The organism is Orenia marismortui DSM 5156 (assembly GCF_000379025.1).
Classification (GTDB): Bacteria; Bacillota; Halanaerobiia; order Halobacteroidales; family Halobacteroidaceae; genus Orenia; species Orenia marismortui.
In genome coordinates, this window is record NZ_KB900621.1 from 1 (window position 1) to 19837 (window position 19837).

Sequence of the window (19837 nt, forward strand, 5' to 3'; positions counted from 1 at the left end):
TTTTTATAATTACCATAGACTAACTCATCTCTATTTACCATCAAGATACCTTTGTCTATATAATTGTATATTGTTTTCCAATGTAGCTTAATTTCAAATCTTTCATCTTCCTGTATTTGATTAGCAATTACTTCTGGAGACCATTTATCTTGTTTTATTTTTCTTTCTATAAATCTTGCTAACTCATGTTCCTTAGCTATTTTTATCTTAGTTCCTTTAGCTGTAGCATTTTTATCATAGACTTTTTGCGCTATTTCAGCATCATATTCTATTCTTGTCGTATAATCAGAATTTAATAATTTTAATTCACCTTTCTTAAGCTCTCTACTTATTGTTGTTCTATGTTTTCCTAACTCTTTTGCGATCTCCTTATCTTTCTTACCTTGAATATTATATAAATGCTCTATTATTTTCCTATCTTCCAAAGTTAGGTGTTTTCCTTTTTTACTTTTTCTGTTATAATTATTTTGACACATATTTTAATACCTCACTTTATGTTATTTGTGGTTATTTAACATTATATATGAGGTATTTCTATGTGTCACTTTTTATTTTTTGATCTACCTGTGCATTTAATTATACAATGCTCCTTCTTATTTACAATATATATTTAAAACTAATTTATAACTATTATAAAAGAATAATAATTATTCTGATTTTTTATTTATCAAAGTACATAATTAATTAAATAAAAAGAAAAAATAAGAAAAAAGAAAGGAGAATATAATTATTATGAGATTATTATTCAATATCTTTAACTTCATATATTCACCATATTTTATACTCTTATTATTACTTGATGGTATTCTAGCTCTAATATCTACTCTACACCAAAGCAATAATAATAAAATAAATATTATGATATCAAAATATTCTGGCTTTTTTTATATTTTTTTAGCTATAATAATATTTCTATTTAATCAATTTTCTATTTTCCTTCGAATTTAATCATACCTACCTGTCTAATATAAGCTTTAACTTCAAGGTTAAATTTTATCTTAGAGTATTTCTGTTTCCAATTAATCTTTTGCCAGTAGCTTGGATAATATGCTCTAACATATTCTCCAAATCCCCAGACATCAGATTGAAATTTTTTTTGAGTCTTTCTAATAACCTTATCTACCTCAGACTTAATCTTATTTTCTATTCTCTTTTCTATTTGATGAACTATCTTTTCTCTACCTAAGTTAGATTGATTAAGCTGTTCAATTACTTTAGCTTCTACTTTTATATTGATATTCATCTTTAATTCTTTGTTTTTAACTATAGGTCTTATTTTACTAGAAACCTCTTGAATTTGAATTGTTAAAGGATCAATTTCTGTAGTAGGGTCAGATGATAATACCAAATTACTACCACTACCACTAGTCCCCATCAACCTTTGATAATATAGAGTTTCTGGCTGATCTAGTGACCCTACAAATTCATCTCCATCAAATACTGCTAAACCAATATAGTCTATTATTTCTTTATTAGCCTTAATCATAACTACTGTAGATTCTTGACCGGGGTTAGATAACCTAATAAAGAAATCTCCTAATCGTAAATCAGGAATTCTCCCTGTTTTAGCACCATTATTAAGCATATGACTTAAATATAATGCTTGTATACTTTCTAATTTAGGCTCTGATTTAATTATATCCTCTGCATTATTTTCAGATATTAAAAGCCAACTTAACCTTCTAATCTGAGGTAAATTACGAAAATAATTCAAAAACTTATTAATTCCTTCTTTAGCTACGTCCTGACTAAAAATAATTACTTGTAAATGACCAAAAAATAGCTCTTGATTTAACTTATTTTGTAAATTATCTATTGCTCCAGCAATACTCTCTCCTACACTACTCATAACCCAAACTACATCTTCACCTTGCTCCATATTTGCTGGTATTGGAATTTGAACTGTAACTTTGACTCTACTGCTTTTTGTTAACTCTCGTTCTTCTTCTTTTATAAAATCTATCCCTATTCCTAGTACAGGAACAGTCTCTTCTATATCTCTTCTATCCCAACATCCTGTTAACAAATTCATTAGCATAATAATTATTAATAACTTAACTATTTTCCTCATGAATATTTTTACCTCCCTTACCAGTAAAACTAGCTAAAATCAATAATAATGATGGTAAAATAGTTGTAATTATTAATCCTATAATCGAAATTATATCCATCAAATTGAATACATCATAAGCATTACGTGGTATAAGAGCAATTAGATATAACATAGGTAATAGGGGTAATACAAAGGTTCTATGTGTCTGAAGATTCAATATTTGAGAAATTCCTAAAACTGATCCAAACATTAAATTAGATACAGTAGTAAAAATAGCAATTACCCAAGTGATAATAAAAGCTACCTCTAATCTTTCAAAAATTAAAGCAAAAAATTTAGTAGTCTTGACTAATTCAAAAGTAGGCCATATTAAGTTTTTTAATTCAAAAGCACCAAATACAGATATAGAAGCTATTACTATTATTAGAGATAAAAAACTAGGTAATATCCATCCTTTAATACCATATTCTATAGCTAGTTTCTTTGTTGTTATAAAAGGAACAAGAATAGCAGCTATTTCAAATCCTAAAAAGGAAGAATAAGATTTTACTGTACTTTTTAAAATATTAACTATACTGTGCCCCTGAAATAATGGAAATAAATGAACAACATTACCTCTTTTAAATGACAAGATTACTAAAATTAACACTGGAATAAATACTATAAAAACATATAACTCATTTATCCTACCTAGTACTTGAATATCTTTATAGGATAAATAAGTAACTAACAACAACATTATTATCATGATAACCTCTAACGGGGTTTTAGGTAAAATAGCAGTCACTATTAATTCGCTAAATATTCTAACCACAAAAGCACTAGAAAATAGCCAATAAATAATAATACATAAACCTATTACTCTTCCTATTATATTCCCTAAAATAATCTGCAAATATTCGAAAATAGTCTTATCAGGAAATCTTAATCCTAATTTAATAATAATTAACAAATTAATTAAAAATATTAATACTGCTAAAATTACTGATATTATCCCTCCTTGATCTGCAAAACTAACTGCTGCTCTTGGTAGAGTTAATATTCCAACTCCCAATACTGTATTAATAATAATAGCACTAAATTGTCTTTCCGTTACTTTACCTACCTTACTAATCATTACCACCCTCTTTACTATCATCCTCTCGCTTAGGATTATTAGTTCTCATTAATTTAGGTCTAAAGTTCATCTTCCATAATGGAAATCTGATTACGCTATCTTTTAAATCTTCAAGTCTAGATGGAGCGTACGGTGTTAAATAAGGAATTCCAAAGGATTTTAAAGAAGCCATATGTATTGTAATGGCTATAATTCCAGCTACAAATCCATAAAGTCCAAAAGTTGCAGATAAAAACATCAATATAAACCTTAAAATTCTGATTGCATTAGATGCAGAATAAGTTGGAGAAGTAAAAGAACCAATCGTAGTCAATGCAACTACAATTACCATAGCAGGACTAACAAGACCAGCATCTACAGCAGCAGTACCTAAAATCAAACCACCAACTATACCGATTGTTGAACCTATTACATTCGGTAAATGAACACTTGCTTCTCTTAATATTTCAACAACTCCTTCCATAAAAAATGCTTCTAAATAAGATGGAAAAGGAACTTGGGCTCTTCCGCCAGCTATAGATAGGGCAAAAACAGTTGGTAACATTTCAAAATGAAAAGCAGTTAGAGCTATATACAATGCTGGCAAAGCTAAGGAAATGCTACTGCCTATAATCCTAACTATTCTTAATAAGCTAGTAATTATGAATCTCTGATAATAATCTTCTGGAGAATGATAAAACTGATCAAAAATAGCAGGTGCGATAAGTACAAAAGGGGTCCCATCAACGATTATAACAACTCTTCCTTCTAATAAATTTCCTACAGCCTTATCTGGCCTTTCAGTATGCTGCAATTGTGGAAATGGAGAAAAAGGACTATCTTCTATAAACTGTTCAATATATCCTGACTCTAAAATACAATCAACTTTAATATTTTTTATTCTATTCTCTACTTCTTTCACTATATTCTTATTAGCTAAGCCTTCTATATAAGCAATAGCAATATTAGTATTGCTTCTTTCTCCAACTAAAACTCCTTTAATTCTTAATCCAGGATCTCTTAATCTTCTTCTAATATGAGAAGTATTTGTTCTTAAATTTTCTGTAAAACCATCCCTTGGACCCCGAATAACTGATTCAGTAGTTGGTTCAGAAACAGATCTAGCATCCCACCCCTTACTAGCTACAATAAATCCTTGATTAAAACCTTCTATTAGTAAGACTGCATCACCTGACAATACAGATTTAATTAATTCTTCTATTTTATTCTCTGCTTTTATTTCGTGAGTTGTTACAATAGATTCTTGAATTAGTCCGGTTTCTTCATCTATATTCTTTGCTAGATCATCTATTTCTAAATTGTTTAGCAAAGGATTGATAATATGTTTATTTAATAGATCAGTATTAGTCAAACCATCTATGAATATTAATAAAGCGGGATTTTCTTCACTTTTAGCTAAATTAAAATTCCTAAAAACCACATCATTACTATCACCAATCAAGTCTTTTATAATATTTTTATTTTCTTCTAAATTTTCATTTAATTCAAGTTTTTCTAATGATTTATTATTAGATTTATATTCTTCCTTATCTTTAAATTTAACTTTAGATTTTTTCCAAAACATTTATCTCCTCCTTCTTTTTATATTATTAACTATTTTTATCATTAATATAAAAGTATAATAATTTTATTTTTCCTTAAACTATATAAAAATAAATAAATTTAATAAAAATTAATTATAAATTATAATATTTAAATATTATAATTTATAAAACTAATAAAGTGGTGATTATATGAAGAAAATGTCTATTACAATGATTATCTGTTTATTATTAATAATCTGTGGTTGTGAAGTTAGTTTAGAAAAAATAAATCCATTTGTCCAACCTCCAAAACCTAAAAAAGAAATTAAAGTTGGAGTCAGTATGGCTACTATGAAGGAAGATGTATATGAAATTATGAAAAAATCAATATTTGAAAATAGAGATGAAGAAAAAATAAAAATAATATGGAAAAATGCTAATAACAATTTAGAACAACAAGAAAAAGATATTAAATCACTAATCACAGATAATGTAGATATAATTATATTCCATGCTGTTGATACTAGTGAAAAAGGAGCTAAATTAGTAAATTTTATTAATAAATCTAATATACCTGTAGTAGCATTAGATAGACTAACCCAAAATGTAAAGGTTGATGCTTATATCAGTGCAGATAACTTCAAAGCAGGACAACTACAAGCAAGATATTTAATTGATCAACTAGATAAAACAGGGAATATAATTATATTGAAAGGTGATAAAAATACTAATGTATCGAAAAGTATTACAAAGGGAAATATGTCAGAGTTGAAAAAATATATGGGGATAAATATAGTAAAAGATAAATTCCATGAAAAATGGTCTAAAGAACTGTCTAAGAAAACAATAAAATCAATTATAGATTTAAATAAAGATTTCGAAGGGATTTTAGCTAATAATGATCAACTTGCTCTAGGAGCAATAGAAATATTAAAAAAAGAAAAAATTAATAAAAAGATGATTGTAGTTGGGGCTGATGCTAGTAAAGAAGGGGCCATTGCTGTAGCTAAAGAAAAACTCAACGCAACTATAGATAAAATGCCATATGCACTAGCAAAAAATGCAATAAAAGTAGCTACTTTTATCGCTAGAGGAGAGGACTGGAATTGGGATCGTACTATAAAAAATGGCGAGCATAATATAAAATTAGTAATTTCTCCAGTAAAATTAATAGATAAATATAATATAAATTCTTTAGAAGAAAGGTGGGGAAGACTACCTATAAAAGAAAACAAGAAGTGAGCATGCTCACTTCTTGTTTATTCTTCTTGTTTATTCTTCTTGTTTATTCTTCTTGTTTATTCTTCTTGTTTATTCTTCTTGTTTATTCTTCTTGTTTATTCTTCTTGAGTTTCTTCTTGAGTTTCTTCTTGAGTTTCTTCTTGAGTTTCTTCTTGAGTTTCTTCTTGAGTTTCTTCTTGAGTTTCTTCTTGAGTTTCACTGATTATATATCCGATAGATACCACTTGATCATTATCATTTAATCTCATAACTCTTACTCCCTGAGTATTACGCCCCATAGAAGATATTTCTGCAATAGATGTTCTTAAAAGAATTCCCTCTGCAGTAATTATCATAATTTCATCATCTTCTTCTACAACTTTTATATCAATTAATTCACCATTATTCTCAGTTCGATTTAGAGTAATTAAACCTTTACCTCCCCTACTTTGGGTTCTATACTTATTAAGAGGAGTCTTTTTACCATAACCTTTGTCTGTAATAACTAATAACTCTTTATCATCTTCAGCAACACCTATACCTATTACTTGGTCATTCTCTTCCAAATCAATTCCCTTTACACCTCTACCAGTTCTTCCAATACTTCTTACATCATTTTCAGAAAAACGAATAGCTAAACCGTTTTTAGTTCCTAAAATTATATCTCGATGTCCATCTGTTAATTTAACATCTATTAATTCATCATCTTCATCTAGAGTTAATGCAATTAAGCCAGTATAATTAGTATTATATTCTTCCAACTCTGTCTTTTTAACAATACCATTTTTAGTAGCCATAAATAAATACTCATACTCTTCAAATTCAGAAATTGGAATAACTGTTGTAATATTTTCATCAGGTTTAATATCTATTAAGTTTACAATAGCTGTACCACGAGATTGTCTTCCACCTGAAGGAATCTGATAACCTTTAAGTCTATATACCCGTCCTTTATCAGTGAAAAATAATAGATAATTATGCGTTGAAGTAGTATATATATCTTGAACAATATCTTCTTCTTTAGTTTTGATTCCAATAATACCTTTTCCTCCACGCCGTTGGTTACGATAAGTATCTAAAGCTATAGTCTTTATATAGCCATCTTTAGTCAAAGTTACTACTATATCTTCTTCTGGAATCAAGTCTTCTGTTTCTATATCTATTATCTCATCTGATATTTCAGTACGTCGCTCATCGTTATATTTATCTTTAAGCTCTATTATTTCATCTTTAATTATTTCTAATAATTTATCTTCATCTGCTAAAATTGATTGGAAATATTTAATTTTTTCTTGTAATCCTGTATATTCTTCTTCGATTTTATTTCTTTCAAGATTAGTAAGACGATGCAATCTCATATCAAGAATTGCTTTAGCCTGTTTATCAGAAAAATCAAATTCACTAATTAAAGATTCTTTAGCACTTGCTGCATCATCAGCTGACCTTATAATCTTTATTATTCTGTCAATATTATCTAAAGCTATTCTAAATCCTTCTAAAATATGGGCACGAGCTGCTGCTCTATCTAAATCATATTGGGTTCTCCTTGTCACTACATCTTTTTGATGATTAATGTAATGCCCCAAAGTATCTTTAATCCCTAATACCTTAGGCTCTCCATCTACTAGAGATAGCATTATAGTTCCAAATGTTACTTGTAATCTAGTATGTTTATATAATTGATTTAATACAATCTTAGGGTTCATACCTCGTTTAATTTCAATTACAATCCTCATACCTCTTCTATCTGATTCATCTCTTAAATCTGTTATACCTTCTACCTTATCATCTCTAACTAATTTAGCAATCTTCTCAACTAATCTAGCCTTATTTACTTGATAAGGAAGTTCTGTAACTATTATCTGAGATTTATCATTATTTAGTTCTTCTATATTTACCCTAGCTCTAACTTTAACTTTACCTCTACCTGTTTCAAAATATGATCTAATTGCTTTTCTACCCATAATTATTCCACCTGTTGGAAAATCAGGACCTTTGATAATTTGCATAAGCTCTACAATAGAGATATCAGGGTTTTCAATCATCTTTATGACTCCATCGATAACTTCACCTAAATTATGAGGAGGGATATTAGTACTCATACCTACAGCAATCCCAGAAGTTCCATTAACTAATAAGTTAGGTATTCTAGAAGGTAATACTTCCGGCTCTTGTAGACTACCATCAAAGTTATCCACAAAATCAACAGTATTCTTGTTGATATCTTCTAATAATTCTAAAGTTATCGGAGCCATTCTAGCTTCAGTATAACGCATTGCTGCAGCTGAATCTCCATCTACAGAACCAAAGTTACCATGACCATCAACCAATTGATAACGATAAGAAAAATGTTGAGCCATCCTTACCATTGTATCATAAACAGCAGTATCACCATGAGGATGATACTTACCTAAAACTTCCCCAACGATTCTTGCAGATTTCTTATGGGATTTTGTAGGTTTCATCCCTAAATCATGCATAGCATATAAAATACGACGGTGAACTGGCTTTAATCCATCTCTTACATCTGGTAAAGCACGAGAAACTATTACACTCATTGCATAATCTATATAAGCTTCCTGCATCTCCTCTTCGATATCTACTGGTTTTATCCGTTCACTATCTAACTCTATCATAAACAATCCTCCTAAATATCTAAATTCTGTACTTGCTTAGCATGCCTTTGAATAAATTCCCGTCTTGGCTTAACTTTATCTCCCATTAAAGTCGTAAATATTTCATCAGCCATAATAGCATCGCTAATTTCTACTTTTTTTAATGTTCTATGTTCAGGATCCATAGTTGTTTTCCATAATTGCTCTGGATTCATCTCACCTAAACCTTTATATCTCTGTAGCGAGATTCCATTTCTACCAATTTCTGATAAAAGATCTTCTAACTGGCGATCAGTATATACATAATATTCACCACGACCTTTAGTAATCTTATATAAAGGCGGTTGAGCTATGTAAACATAACCCTTTTCTATTAATGGTCTCATATAACGGTAGAATAAGGTCAATAATAAAGTTCTAATATGAGCCCCATCAACATCGGCATCGGTCATGATTATAATCTTATGATATCTAGCATTTTCAATATCAAATTCATCTGTTATTCCTGTACCAAAAGCTGTTATCAATGATCTAATTTCTTCATTACTCAAGATCCTATTTAATCGAGCCTTTTCAACATTTAAAATTTTACCTTTTAATGGTAAAATTGCTTGGAAGACTCTATCTCTACCTTGCTTTGCAGAACCACCTGCTGAATCCCCCTCAACAATATAAATTTCAGATTCCTCAGGATCCCTAGAAGAACAATCTGCTAATTTCCCTGGTAAAGATGTGCTAGACAAAGCACTCTTACGTTTAGTTAATTCTCTTGCTTTTTTAGCTGCTTTTCTAGCTCTAGCTGCAGTAATAGCATTTTCCACAATTATCTTTCCTAACTGTGGATTTTCTTCTAATTCTGTACTCAATTTAGCAGAAAGAACAGAATCAACTATACCTCTAATCTCTCTATTAGCTAGTTTAGTCTTAGTTTGACCTTCAAATTGTGGCTCAACTAATTTAACATTGATTATAGCTACTATTCCTTCTCTAATATCGTCTCCAGATAAATTCTCATCTTTATCTTTAAGTAAATTATTCTTTCTAGCATAGTCATTTACTGTCCTAGTTAAAGCAGACTTAAATCCACTAAGATGAGTACCACCTTCATGAGTATTGATATTGTTTGCAAAAGTAAATATTTTATCTACATAATCACTGTTATACTGAAGAGCTATTTCCACATGAGTATCATCTACTTCTTCTTCTAGAAATATTACATTTTCATGAATAGGAGTTTGATGTTTGTTAATCTCTTCAATAAAAGAAATTATCCCACCTTCAAACATAAAGTTATCTTCAATATCCTCTTCTCCACGTTCATCCTTGATATTGATATTAATCCCTTTATTTAAATAAGCTAACTCCTTTAAACGTTGAGATAATGTCTCATATTTATATTTTGTTTCTTCAAAAATTTCATCATCAGCTTTAAAAGTAATCTTAGTTCCTGTTTCTTCTGTCTCTCCTATTACTTTTAGTTCATTTTGTGGTACTCCCCGATGATATCTTTGATAATATACCTTTCCATTTCTCTTAACTTCAATTTCTAGCCATTCTGCTAAGGCGTTTACAACAGAAACACCTACTCCATGTAAGCCACCGGATACTTTATATCCTTCTCCTCCAAATTTTCCTCCTGCATGTAATACTGTCATTACAACTTCTACAGCAGGTCTATTCATTTTAGGATGTAAAGATACTGGGATTCCACGTCCATTATCTTCAACTGTTATAATATCTCCATCTTTGATTTTAACCTTAATTTTATCACAATATCCAGCTAAAGCTTCATCTATACTATTATCAACAATTTCATAGACTAGATGGTGTAATCCCCTAGAACTAGTACTTCCAATATACATTCCTGGTCGTTTACGAACAGCTTCAAGTCCTTCTAAAACTTGTATCTGCTCAGCATTATAATTTATATCTTTTTTCATGCAGATAAAACCTCCATTTAAACTTATTAAACCATGATCTTAGTAATCACGGTTTAGATTATATGCAAAGTTTACTCGTTTACTTAAAGTACTTGATGATATCATAGAATAATAAATTGTCTCATCTGTAACTACAAAAGACTTTGGATTTCCCTCAGAAAAATCAGTAATAAACCCCTCTTCTTCAGCTACTTCCAAAAACTCTCTAGTCTTTTTAGAATACGTTGTTGATTCTAGATCAGCTATTAAAACTATATCTTTAGCTGGAATCATATGTCCAGCCCCTAAATGAACCAAAGCCATCCCCCCTTATAAACATTTGTATACTTTCATATAATTATCTCCTATTACTTTCTTTATCAAACGGTCATTTAATCTTTCTGGATGAACTCCAGTCTCTAACATAACATAATTCTGAATTAATACTTTGGCTTCATTAGTATCTATTTCTTTTTTCATTGCTTCTGTTATAACTCTATCTAATTTATTTTTCATATTCTTTATCAATTTATTCTTTATTCTTTCTAAATCTTCTTCTAATAGATTTGGAAAGATGTTTAGTATTTCATTATAACTTAACCAAGGAGTGTTTATTAACACTTCTTCTAATTTACTCATATCTAACTTAATATTATTCTCTTTAACCTGACAAATTGAACATTTTTCTTCTTCAGGAGAAATTAAAACTGAACATTGCGGACAAGGTATCCATTTGTTTATTTCTTTCCATTTTTTTATTCTCTTCTGAGTTTCTAATAATTTAGAAAACTTTTTTTTCAACTCAGGATCAGTTATCAAATTTGATGTATCTTCAACTTCTCTAATATCTGAATTATTAAGTTCTATATTTACATATGATTTTTTATCTTCCTCAATTTCCTCAATAATCTTAGACTTTATCTTCCCTGATTGAAATCTAATATCTTTAACTAATTTTTTATTTAACTCTTTATTTATTTTATTAATAAGATCTTTTTTCATAAATAATAATTGGTGTGACCAAACTGGGTTATCAACAGTTATAAAAAGGATTCCCTGATTAATATACTTAGCTTCTGTATGCTTTTTAATTTCATTTCCAGTTATTTTAGACCATAAATCTAAAATCTTTTTTTCTTCAATTTTTTTAGATATTCCTAATTTATTTAAAGTTTTATTCAATATTTCATTAATTAAATCAGCCATCTTTACACCTCAAATACTGACCCATTTTTTATCTTAAAAATTTGATGATTACCTTTAAGTTGATCTAAATCAGCTAAGTCAGTACTAGTTATAAAAGTTTGAATTTTATCTCTTATTGTTTCTAATAGTTGACTTCTACGATTAATATCTAATTCCGAAAAGACATCATCCAGTAATAAAATAGGATATTCACCGGTTTCACCTTTCATAAATTCAAGTTCAGCTAATTTTAAAGCTAAGGCTGTAGTCCTTTGTTGTCCTTGTGAGCCAAACTTTCTTATATCTATATTATTAACAATTAAGGAAATATCATCCCTATGAGGTCCAATAGTTGTAACACCACGATATATCTCATTATCTTCTTTTTCTTTTAATTTTAGTTTAAAAGAACTTTTGATTTCTTCTTCTAAACTATTTGAATCTATTTCTAATTCTGTATCATATTTTAATTCTAAACTCTCTAAACCGTCTGTAATTTTTCGATGCATTAATCTAGCTAGAATCCCTAATTTATTTAGAGATTCTAGCCTTTTTTTAATTATTTTACTACCTAAATCTATTAACTGTTGATTCCATACTTCTAACATCTCTTTAGGTGATTTTTTATCTCTAATATCTTTTAATAAATTATTTCTATGTTTTAATATCTGACCATATTTACCCAATAAATGTCTATAATAAGAACTAATTTGAGATATTTCAATATTGATAAACTTTCTTCTCAAGCTAGGACTTCCCTTTACTAAATTTAAATCTTCAGGGGAAAATATAACTATATTTAAATATCCCATTAAATCATTTATTCTTTGCAAGGAATTTGAGTTAACCTTAATTTCTTTTTTTCTTCCCATTAATGAAATTTCTAATTGAATTTCTTGATTATTTTTAATTAATTCTCCTTTTAGATATAGACCATCCTCTTTCCACTTTACTAACTCCGAATCTATATTTGTTCTATGAGAGCTTGCTGTACCGAGAAAGTAAATAGATTCTAAAATATTAGTTTTCCCTTGGGCATTAGATCCAATTATTAAATTAATGTTTTTATTGAACTTCAAATGTTCTTGATTATAATTTCTGAAATTTTTTAAATATAATTGGGATAAATACAATTTAGTCGATGCACCCCTTACGAGGTAGTAATTTGGTATTGTTCATTATTAAATTCAATTATATCATCTGCTTTTAAAGACCTACCTCTTCTATTTTCTATTTCTCCATTTACTTTAACTTCTCCTGCATTTATAACTATTTTAGCTTCTCCCCCAGTTGAAACTAAATTAGCCCATTTTAAAAATTGATCTAAATTAATTGTTTTTGTATTTATTTCTATTACTTCCACAATAAAACCTCCTTATAAATTCTAAGCACTTCTAACTGGCATTATAACATATATATATTCATCTTCAGATTTACTTTTAATAACTCCTGGTGATAATGAACCTAATAATTCTAAAACAACTTCTTCACTATCAATAACTTTTAAACAATCCATTAGATAAATAGCATTAAAAGCAATTTCTGTCTCTTGACCTACTAGAGAAATAGAGACCTCTTCATAGGCTTGTCCTATTTCTGGAGCATTTGAAGTTATAATTAATTTATCTTTTTCCAAATTAATTTTGATGATATTCGAATCTTTCTTAGCTAATAAAGATGCTCTTTTAGCAGCACTTAATAATTCGTTTTTATCAACAACTACTTTGGTATTATTTTTATTAGGTATCACCTGTTTATAATTAGGAAATTGTCCTTCTATCAAACGAGAAACAATTGAAACACCTGAAAATTTGAATAATATTTGATTTTCTGTAATTATAATTTCAATTAAATCTTCTGAGTTATCTAATAATTTAGCTATTTCATTTAAAGTTTTATTAGGAATAATAACTTTTTCTGCTGAAATATCTTTTTCATTAATTTGATCTTCACGATAAGCTAATCGATATGTATCTGTTGATACTAGTTTAATATTTCCTTCTTCTATAATTAATAATCCTCCAGTTAAAAAAGGTTTACTTTCATCTTTAGAAATAGCAAATTTAGTTTGATCTATAATTTCTTTAAATTTATTTTGTTTTATAGTAAATCTTACTCCTGATTCTATTTCAGGTAAGATTGGAAATTCGTCTGCTGGAGAACCATGTATGTTAAACTGAGCCTGATCACATTTAATTTGAGCTGTATTATTAGATGCTTCAGTTGTTAAAATAATTTTTTCATTTGGTAACTCTCTAACAATACTTGTTAAGTATTTAGCAGGTAATACAATAGATCCTCCTTTAATAATGTGCGCTTCTATAAAACATTCAATACCTATTTCTAAATCTGTTCCAACTACCTTTAATTTATCTTCTTCGGTTTTTAATAAAATTCCTGAAAGAATAGGTAATGTTGTTTTTGAAGATACAGCTTTACTTACTGTTTGAATCCCTTCATAAAATTCTTTTTGGTTAATTTCTATTCTCATATTAAACCTCCTTATAATAATTTTAAAACATTTGATAACAAAAAGCTATTATTACTTTATATATTATAAAAAATAGTAGTAGTAGTAGTAGGGGTTGTGGATAATGTGGAAAACTAGCATCAAGCTAATAAATATCAAGGGTTAACCCTGTTGATAAGTTGTTGATAAGTTGTTAACAGTTATCCACAAGTCCACAGGCATGATCTTTTTTTTAAAGTTATCAACAGAAAAAAGTGATAATCCACAGGTTATCCACAAGTTGTCCACAGGGTTATCCACAGCTAGCCTCTTTTTATATCTTCTACTAGTGTATCTATTGTCTTTTTTAGTTTTTTATCTTCTAAAATTATATTTTTTATCTTATCATAACCATGTAAAATGGTACTATGGTCCCTTCCACCAAATCTATTACCTATTTGTGGTAAAGAAAGATCTGTTAATTCCCTGGAAATATACATGGCAACTTGTCTTGGAAATGCAATAGCTCTAGTTCTTTTTTTAGAGTCCATATCTGTCATATTAATGCCATAATGTTGTGAAACTATTTTCTTTATCAAATTGACTGTAATCTCTTTGGGGATATTATCTTGATTATTAGCAACTATTCCTTTAAGAGCCTCTTGTGCTAAATTTACAGTTATATGTTCATTAGTTAATGAAGAATAGGCTACTACTCTAATTAAGGCACCTTCTAATTCTCTAATATTTGATTCAATTTTATTAGCTATATAAACTATTACATCATTTGGTACTTCTAAATCTTCTAAAGTTGCTTTCTTTTTTAAGATTGCAATTCTTGTTTCTAAGTCTGGTTCTTGAATATCAGTAATAAGTCCCCATTCGAATCTTGATCTTAATCTTTCTTCTAAAGTGGGAATTTCTTTAGGTGGACGGTCACTAGAAATAATTATTTGTTTATTAGCATCATGTAGTGCATTAAAGGTATGAAAAAATTCTTCTTGAGTCCTTTCTTTACCAGCTAAAAACTGTATATCATCTATTAATAGTATATCTATGTTACGATATTGATTTCTAAACTCTATAGTTTTATCATATCGAATAGAGTTTATTAGCCTGTTAGTAAACTCTTCTGATGTTAGATACATTACTTTCATATTTGAATTGTGCTTAAGTATATAATGTCCAATAGCATGCATTAAATGAGTTTTACCTAAACCAACATCTCCATAAATAAAGAAAGGGTTATATGCTTTAGCAGGAGCTTCAGCTACTGCTAAAGATGCAGCATGAGCAAAACGGTTACTATTACCTATGACAAAAGTATCAAAAGTATATTTAGGATTTAGGACAGAACTTTCAATTACTTCTTCTTCATCTGCTTTTTCCGTTTTTTTGTTTTCTAGTTCTTCTTTTTCTAAAAAAATTTCTTCTTCTTCCATTTCAGGGATAACAAATTTCACTTGATGTGATTTATTTGTTATTTTTAATAGAGTTTCTTTAATTAAATTAGAGTATTTAGTTTTTAACCAATCTTTAGCAAATTCATTAGGAACTTCAATAATAATAGTATTATTTTGTATAGCAAGAATTTCTGTTGGCTTAAACCAAGTTTCAAAGCTAGGCTTACTTAATTCCTCTTCAATACTGCTTAGGGTTGCACTCCAAATTTCTTTAATTTCATCTTGCGTCATAAATAACCTCCTAATTAGAGTTATCCACAGGAAATGTGAATATTCTGTGGATAACTTGTTAAATACGTAAATTTTAGTTAAAAAAATGACTAGTTATACACAAAAACATCTAGAAACTGTGGATAACTAATCCTCTTTTTGTTCTTATTCTACCAATATTTAATTATTTAATCAAATAAGATAGGCTAATAATAACAAATTATTAACAATTTATCAACAGTTTTTGTGGATAAATTGTTAATAAGGTGATTATTCTTGACATCTTATTAGTGGATAATTTATAATTGAAAGAGATACTTTCTAAATAAATGCAAGGGAGGTTGTGGTTTTATTCTACTGAGGAGGACTATATCAAATGAATATTGATAAAAAGTTAAAAAAAACTTATGAATTTAAAAGAGTTTATAAATATGGTAATTCAATAGCAGATCGCTTTGTAGTTTTATATGTTTTAAGAAATAATAGTCAAGAAAGAAAAGTAGGTTATTCTGTAAGTAAGAAAATTGGAAAAGCAGTAGTTAGAAATAAGGTAAAACGTTTATTTAGAGAAGCTTATAGAAATAATAAATATAAATTAATTAATGGTATTGATATTGTTTTGATTGCTAGAAAGCCTATTGTTAGTGCATCTTATCAACAGATTAATAAATCATTAAATTATCTTTTTAAAAAATCTAAAATAATTAAGGAATGATTTTGTGAAATTTATTTCTAAAGGTTTGATTTATATAATTAAATTTTATCAGAATTATTTATCTCCTTTAAAATCTAGGAGTACTTGTCGATTTTATCCTAGTTGTTCTACATATACTATTCAATCTTTAGAGAAATATGGTTTATTAAAAGGAGGATTTAAGGCAATTAAAAGGATTTTATCTTGTCATCCGTTTCATTCTGGAGGTTATGATCCAGTAGATTAAATTTTTAGGAGGAATATAATGTTTAGAAAGAAAGCTATACCTTTTTTATTAATTTTAGTAGTAATATTATTATCTGGATGTGCAGCAAATCCAGAATTTAAATTAAATGTTCAATATAAAGATAATTATAGCGGGGATAGCAAAGTTGTTATAGAACCCAATCAAGAGAGTTATTCACAAGGTGATGAAGTAAATTTAACAGCATATCCTAAGAATCAATTTAAACATTGGCAAATTAGTGTTTTAGACTCTGAAGAAAGTAATAAAACTATTAAGTCTAATCCAACTACAGTTGCTATTTCTGAAATTAAAGATGTAAAAGCTGTATTTAGTGATACAGAAGTAAAATTAGATGTAGTCAGAGATACTGGTGGAGGAATGTTTGGTTGGTTAGGAGAACTAATGCAGAGTTTATTAGCTATGATTTATAATTTAACTAATAGTTACGGATTATCAATTATAATATTAACTTTGGGTATAAAGCTAATATTATATCCTTTAACTCATAAGCAGACAGTTTCAATGAAAAAAATGCAAAAACTTCAACCTGAAATGGAGAAAATGAAAGAAAAGTATGGTGACAATCAACAGAAATTACAAGAAGAGACTATGAAATTATATCAGAAGCATAAAATTAATCCTTTATCAGGATGTTTACCATTAGTTATACAGATGCCTTTCTTACTAGCCTTATATAGATCTTTAAGAGGTTGGGAAGAGCTAGTTGGACAATCTTTCTTAATGATACCTGATTTAAGTCAAAGTTATATGCCTTTAGTTCTTTTAACTGGTTTAGTAACTTTACTTCAGAGCTTATTGACTCAAAATGTTTCTATTGATGATATTAAATCGGATTTTGGTGAATTTGTAGCTAATAATAGAATGGCATTTTTTATGCCTTTATTTATTATCTTTATAGGGTCTAATTTACCAGCTGGTGTATTATTATATTGGTTTATTTCTAATTTAATTATGGTTGTGCAACAATATATTATTGCAAAACAGCCTGATATAGAGTTAAAGGAGGAATCAAATTAATATGGAAAGGGTCATTGTTGCAGCTAAAACAGTTCAAGAGGCCCTTGAAGAAGGACTGAAAAAGTTAAATACTACAAAAGATAGAGTGAGTTATAAAGTATTGCAAGAGCCTCGAGTTGGTTTTTTAGGTTTTATTGGTAGAAAGGATGCAAAATTAGAAATTATAAAAGAATTAGATAAGAAAGAAAACGCTAAGGTTTTCTTAGAGCAGGTATTAAGTCAAATGAATCTAAATCTTAAGGTAGATATAGTTAAGGAAAATAGTAAAGAAGTAGTTTTGAATATTGATGGTGATGATTTAGGGATAGCAATCGGTCACAGGGGAGATACATTAGATGCTTTAGAATATATAAGTAATCTGGCAGTTAATAAAGGAAAACAGTATTATTTGAGGGTGGTTTTAGATGCTAACGGATATAGGAAGCGTAGAAAAAAGACTTTAGAAAATTTAGCATTAAAGATGTCCAAAAAGGCAAGAAGAACAGGGCGTAAGGTGATGTTAGATCCTATGCCTCCTCATGAGAGAAGAATTATTCATTCAGCATTACAAAATAAAGTTGGGGTTAATACCCATAGTGTAGGTAAAGATCCTTATCGGAAAGTGGTTATTGTAGCTGAATAATTTATTAACCCAGTATTTTTAAAAATACTGGGTTTGTTTAATTATTATTAAGAAATAGATTTGGGTAACTTATTAATTAGAGGTGATAATAATGTATATTAAAGATACAATTGCTGCTATTTCAACTGCTATAGGTGAAGGTGGAATTGGAATTATAAGAGTTAGTGGACCAGAGTCTATTCAGATAGTAAATAATATTTTTAAGAGTATTAAAGCTAAAGATTTAGCTGATGTTGATAGTTATAGTGCTCATTATGGTCATATAGTTGATACTTCAGGGCAAGTGATAGATGAAGTTATAACCTTGGTAATGAAATCACCTAAAACTTATACTACTGAAGATATTGTAGAAATAAATTGTCACGGAGGTATGGTAGCATTAAGAAAAGTATTAGATCTGATTTTGCAACAAGGTGCTCGTTTAGCTGATCCTGGTGAATTTACTAAACGTGCATTTTTAAATGGCAGGATAGATTTAGCTCAAGCTGAAGCAATTATCGATTTAATTAGATCACAAACAGAGACTGGACTAAAAGTAGCTGTTAATCAATTAGAAGGTGGACTTTCTAATAAAGTAAAAGATATTAGGCAAGATTTGATTAAATTATTAGCTCACTTAGAAGCTACTATAGATTTTCCTGAAGATGAAATAGAAGAGTTCAATTCTGAAGAGCTTGATGGTAGAATTGATGGGATAATAGAAAGAGTAGAAGGACTATTAAAGACAAGTCAGCGAGGAAAAATCCTAAAAGAAGGAATTGAAACAGCTATTATAGGGAGGCCTAATGTTGGAAAGTCTAGTTTATTGAATTCTTTAGTAAGAGAAAAAAGGGCGATTGTTACTGAAGTTCCTGGTACTACACGTGATATTATTGAGGAAGTAATTAATATTGATGGTATTCCAGTTAAAATTATTGATACTGCTGGTATTAGGGAGACTGAAGATGTAGTGGAAAGAATAGGTGTAGAAAAATCTGAAGAATTCTTAAATAGAGCAGATTTAGTATTACTTGTTTTAGATGGTCATCAAGGAATTACTTCAGAAGATCAGAAGCTAATGGAAGCGATTAAAGATAAAGATGGAGTTATAATTGTTAATAAATTAGATCTTGATAGCAAGTTAGACTTTAATAAAATCGAAGATATATTACCAGGCAGACCTATTGTTAAGACAGCTGCTATTGAGAATAAGGGGATTGATAAGCTAGAGAATGTTATTTCTACTTTAGTTTTGGATGGTGAAGTGAAGAATGAAGATCAGACACTAATTACGAATATGAGGCATAAGAATGCTTTGGATAGAGCTCATCAGACATTACTAGATGTGAAAAACACATTTAAGATGAATCTACCAAATGATTTCATTACAATTGATTTAAGAGCTGCTTTGGAAGCAGTAGGGGAGATTACAGGAGATACTATTGGCGAAGATATTATAGATCAAATCTTTGCTGATTTCTGCTTAGGGAAGTAATTCTTCA

General features: G+C 28.7%; 18 protein-coding genes. 6 read left to right on the top strand and 12 right to left on the bottom strand.

What is annotated here, in order from left to right; genetic code table 11:
- The 4 genes from OREMA_RS0111370 to OREMA_RS0111385 form a co-directional block, all read right to left on the bottom strand.
- Positions 1-476: helix-turn-helix domain-containing protein (locus tag OREMA_RS0111370; RefSeq protein ID WP_018249391.1), on the bottom strand; the 476-nt coding region annotated here is incomplete at its 3' end.
- A 452-nt stretch (positions 477-928) separates the two neighbouring features.
- Positions 929-2071 carry a Ger(x)C family spore germination protein gene (locus tag OREMA_RS0111375; protein WP_018249392.1) on the bottom strand — a complete coding sequence of 381 codons (1143 nt, stop codon included), beginning with the start codon at positions 2069-2071 and terminating at the stop codon, positions 929-931.
- Complete coding sequence (locus tag OREMA_RS0111380) at positions 2055-3170, bottom strand: GerAB/ArcD/ProY family transporter (RefSeq protein WP_018249393.1); 1116 nt, start codon at positions 3168-3170, stop codon at positions 2055-2057. The genes OREMA_RS0111375 and OREMA_RS0111380 overlap by 17 nt, the downstream gene beginning before the upstream one ends.
- Positions 3163-4734 (bottom strand): spore germination protein, encoded by a 1572-nt coding sequence (locus OREMA_RS0111385; protein WP_018249394.1) that lies wholly within the window; start codon positions 4732-4734, stop codon positions 3163-3165. The genes OREMA_RS0111380 and OREMA_RS0111385 overlap by 8 nt, the downstream gene beginning before the upstream one ends.
- Positions 4735-4903: 169 nt before the next feature.
- On the opposite strand from OREMA_RS0111385, the gene OREMA_RS0111390 reads away from it, so the two are divergent.
- The gene (locus tag OREMA_RS0111390) at positions 4904-5935 is read left to right on the top strand and encodes a substrate-binding domain-containing protein (RefSeq protein ID WP_018249395.1); all 1032 of its coding nucleotides are present in this window, start codon (positions 4904-4906) and stop codon (positions 5933-5935) included.
- Between the two features lie 95 nt (positions 5936-6030).
- Here OREMA_RS0111390 and gyrA read toward each other — a convergent pair whose 3' ends face one another.
- From gyrA to dnaA, 8 genes are all read right to left on the bottom strand, one after another.
- On the bottom strand, positions 6031-8550 hold the full coding sequence (gene gyrA / locus OREMA_RS0111395; RefSeq protein WP_018249396.1) for a DNA gyrase subunit A: 2520 nt from the start codon (positions 8548-8550) through the stop codon (positions 6031-6033).
- Between the two features lie 11 nt (positions 8551-8561).
- Positions 8562-10469, bottom strand: coding sequence for a DNA topoisomerase (ATP-hydrolyzing) subunit B (gene gyrB / locus OREMA_RS0111400; RefSeq protein WP_018249397.1), 1908 nt, complete (start codon positions 10467-10469; stop codon positions 8562-8564).
- A gap of 39 nt (positions 10470-10508) precedes the next feature.
- Positions 10509-10772 carry an extracellular matrix regulator RemB gene (remB, locus tag OREMA_RS0111405; RefSeq protein ID WP_040657428.1) on the bottom strand — a complete coding sequence of 88 codons (264 nt, stop codon included), beginning with the start codon at positions 10770-10772 and terminating at the stop codon, positions 10509-10511.
- 6 nt (positions 10773-10778) lie between these two features.
- Positions 10779-11654, bottom strand: coding sequence for a DUF721 domain-containing protein (locus OREMA_RS0111410; RefSeq protein WP_018249399.1), 876 nt, complete (start codon positions 11652-11654; stop codon positions 10779-10781).
- A gap of 2 nt (positions 11655-11656) precedes the next feature.
- Positions 11657-12766 carry a DNA replication/repair protein RecF gene (recF, locus tag OREMA_RS0111415; RefSeq protein ID WP_018249400.1) on the bottom strand — a complete coding sequence of 370 codons (1110 nt, stop codon included), beginning with the start codon at positions 12764-12766 and terminating at the stop codon, positions 11657-11659.
- 17 nt (positions 12767-12783) lie between these two features.
- Positions 12784-12996 (bottom strand): RNA-binding S4 domain-containing protein, encoded by a 213-nt coding sequence (locus OREMA_RS0111420; RefSeq protein ID WP_018249401.1) that lies wholly within the window; start codon positions 12994-12996, stop codon positions 12784-12786.
- 21 nt (positions 12997-13017) lie between these two features.
- A complete protein-coding gene (gene dnaN, locus OREMA_RS0111425; protein WP_018249402.1) occupies positions 13018-14124 on the bottom strand; it encodes a DNA polymerase III subunit beta in 1107 nt (368 codons plus the stop codon).
- A 281-nt stretch (positions 14125-14405) separates the two neighbouring features.
- Complete coding sequence (dnaA, locus tag OREMA_RS0111430; protein ID WP_018249403.1) at positions 14406-15776, bottom strand: chromosomal replication initiator protein DnaA; 1371 nt, start codon at positions 15774-15776, stop codon at positions 14406-14408.
- Between the two features lie 355 nt (positions 15777-16131).
- Between dnaA and rnpA the strand changes: the two genes are divergently transcribed.
- The 5 genes from rnpA (at position 16132) to mnmE (ending at position 19830) form a co-directional block, all read left to right on the top strand.
- Complete coding sequence (gene rnpA / locus OREMA_RS0111435; protein ID WP_018249404.1) at positions 16132-16470, top strand: ribonuclease P protein component; 339 nt, start codon at positions 16132-16134, stop codon at positions 16468-16470.
- A 4-nt stretch (positions 16471-16474) separates the two neighbouring features.
- Positions 16475-16696 carry a membrane protein insertion efficiency factor YidD gene (yidD, locus tag OREMA_RS0111440; protein WP_018249405.1) on the top strand — a complete coding sequence of 74 codons (222 nt, stop codon included), beginning with the start codon at positions 16475-16477 and terminating at the stop codon, positions 16694-16696.
- An 18-nt stretch (positions 16697-16714) separates the two neighbouring features.
- The gene (locus tag OREMA_RS19225) at positions 16715-17734 is read left to right on the top strand and encodes a YidC/Oxa1 family membrane protein insertase (RefSeq protein ID WP_018249406.1); all 1020 of its coding nucleotides are present in this window, start codon (positions 16715-16717) and stop codon (positions 17732-17734) included.
- A 1-nt stretch (position 17735) separates the two neighbouring features.
- Positions 17736-18356, top strand: a complete 621-nt coding sequence (gene jag, locus OREMA_RS0111450) for an RNA-binding cell elongation regulator Jag/EloR (RefSeq protein WP_018249407.1) — start codon at positions 17736-17738, stop codon at positions 18354-18356.
- Positions 18357-18447: 91 nt separating this feature from the next.
- Entirely contained in the window at positions 18448-19830 is a 1383-nt protein-coding gene (gene mnmE / locus OREMA_RS0111455) for a tRNA uridine-5-carboxymethylaminomethyl(34) synthesis GTPase MnmE (protein WP_018249408.1), read from the top strand.
- Positions 19831-19837 lie beyond the last annotated feature (7 nt).